This is a genomic window from Actinophytocola gossypii, assembly GCF_025165815.1.
GTDB classification, from domain to species: domain Bacteria; phylum Actinomycetota; class Actinomycetes; order Mycobacteriales; family Pseudonocardiaceae; genus Actinophytocola; species Actinophytocola gossypii.
In genome coordinates this window covers 1-1,541 of record NZ_JAFFZE010000044.1, presented here as the reverse complement: position 1 = coordinate 1,541, position 1,541 = coordinate 1, and the positions used below count along the sequence as shown (strand labels likewise).

Genomic DNA, 1,541 nt, shown 5'->3' with positions numbered 1-1,541 from the left:
ACCGGCCGACCGAGGGCACCGAGCGGTTCCTGCGGGAGAAGTTCGCCCGCAAGCCGGACATCGCCGAGGCCAACGTGCTGGCCTTCCGCGCGGGCTGGAACTACGGCGAGACCACCGAGTCGTTCGCGGTGACCTACGAGGTGCCGCCGGCGGAGTTCCCGGCCGGCACCTACCGGCAGATCACCGGGAACCTGGCGCTCGCGTACGGGCTGGTCGCCGCGACCCAGCGGTCCGGGCTGCCGATGCTGCTGGGCAGCTACCCGATCACGCCGGCGTCGGACATCCTGCACGAGCTGTCCAAGCACAAGAACTTCGGCATCACGACGATGCAGGCCGAGGACGAGATCGCCGGCATCGGCGCGGCGCTCGGCGCGGCCTACGGCGGCTCGCTCGGGGTCACCACGACCTCGGGGCCGGGCATCGCGCTGAAGTCGGAGACGATCGGGCTCGCGGTGATGTCGGAGCTGCCGCTGCTGGTGATCGACGTGCAGCGCGGCGGGCCGTCGACCGGGCTGCCGACGAAGACCGAGCAGGCCGATCTGCTGCAGGCGATGTTCGGCCGCAACGGTGAGTCGCCGGTGCCGATCATCGCGCCGCAGTCCCCCGGCGACTGCTTCGACGCGGCGCTGGAGGCGACCCGGATCGCGCTGACGTACCGGACGCCGGTGCTGCTGCTGTCCGACGGGGCGATCGCGAACGGGTCGGAGCCGTGGCTGATCCCGGACGCGTCCGAGCTGCCGGATCTGAGCGTGACGTTCGCGTCCGAGCCGAACGCGCTCGACGGGAGCGACGAGCACTGGCCGTACGTCCGCGACACCGAGACCCTCGCCCGGGAGTGGGCGGTCCCCGGCACGCCCGGGCTGCAGCACCGGATCGGTGGGCTGGAGAAGGCCGACGGCAAGGGCAACATCTCCTACGACCCGGACAACCACGACCGGATGACCAGGATCCGCCAGGCCAAGGTCGACCGGATCGCGGTCCCGGACGTCACCGTGGACGACCCGACCGGCGACGCGCGGCTGCTCGTGCTGGGCTGGGGTTCGACGTTCGGGCCGATCGGCGCGGCGTGCCGGCGGGTGCGCGCGCAGGGCAAGAAGGTCGCGCAGGCGCACCTGCGGCACCTGAACCCGTTCCCGGCGAACCTGGGTGAGCTGCTGCGGTCCTACGACAAGGTCGTCGTGCCGGAGATGAACCTGGGGCAGCTGGCGATGCTGGTGCGGTCCCGGTACCTGGTGGACGCGATGCCCTACAACAAGGTCGCCGGGCTGCCGTTCAAGGCCGAGGAGCTGCAGCACGTGCTGACCAAGCACCTGAACGAGCTGGAAGGAGTTCCGGCATGACCGCCGTGGACCTGGGGCTGCCCTCGCTGGGCGGCCTGGACGGCGTGCCCGCGACCGACGAGCCGCAGAAGGCCAAGGACTTCAAGTCCGATCAGGAGGTGCGGTGGTGTCCCGGGTGTGGTGACTATGTGGTGTTGAACGCTATGCAGTCGTTTCTGCCCTCGTTGGGGCTGAAACGGGAGAACATCGTGTTCATCTCGG

The 1,541-nt window shown here is 70.3% G+C and carries 1 protein-coding gene and 1 pseudogene; both read left to right on the top strand.

The window, feature by feature from the left end; translation table 11 throughout:
* Positions 1–1,340, top strand: a 1,340-nt coding sequence (locus tag JT362_RS35275) for a 2-oxoacid:acceptor oxidoreductase subunit alpha (protein WP_260196304.1), incomplete at its 5' end; no start/stop codon positions are given.
* Positions 1,337–1,541: pseudogene (locus JT362_RS35270) on the top strand (2-oxoacid:ferredoxin oxidoreductase subunit beta); the annotation flags it as partial. The gene JT362_RS35275 and the pseudogene JT362_RS35270, both read left to right, overlap by 4 nt.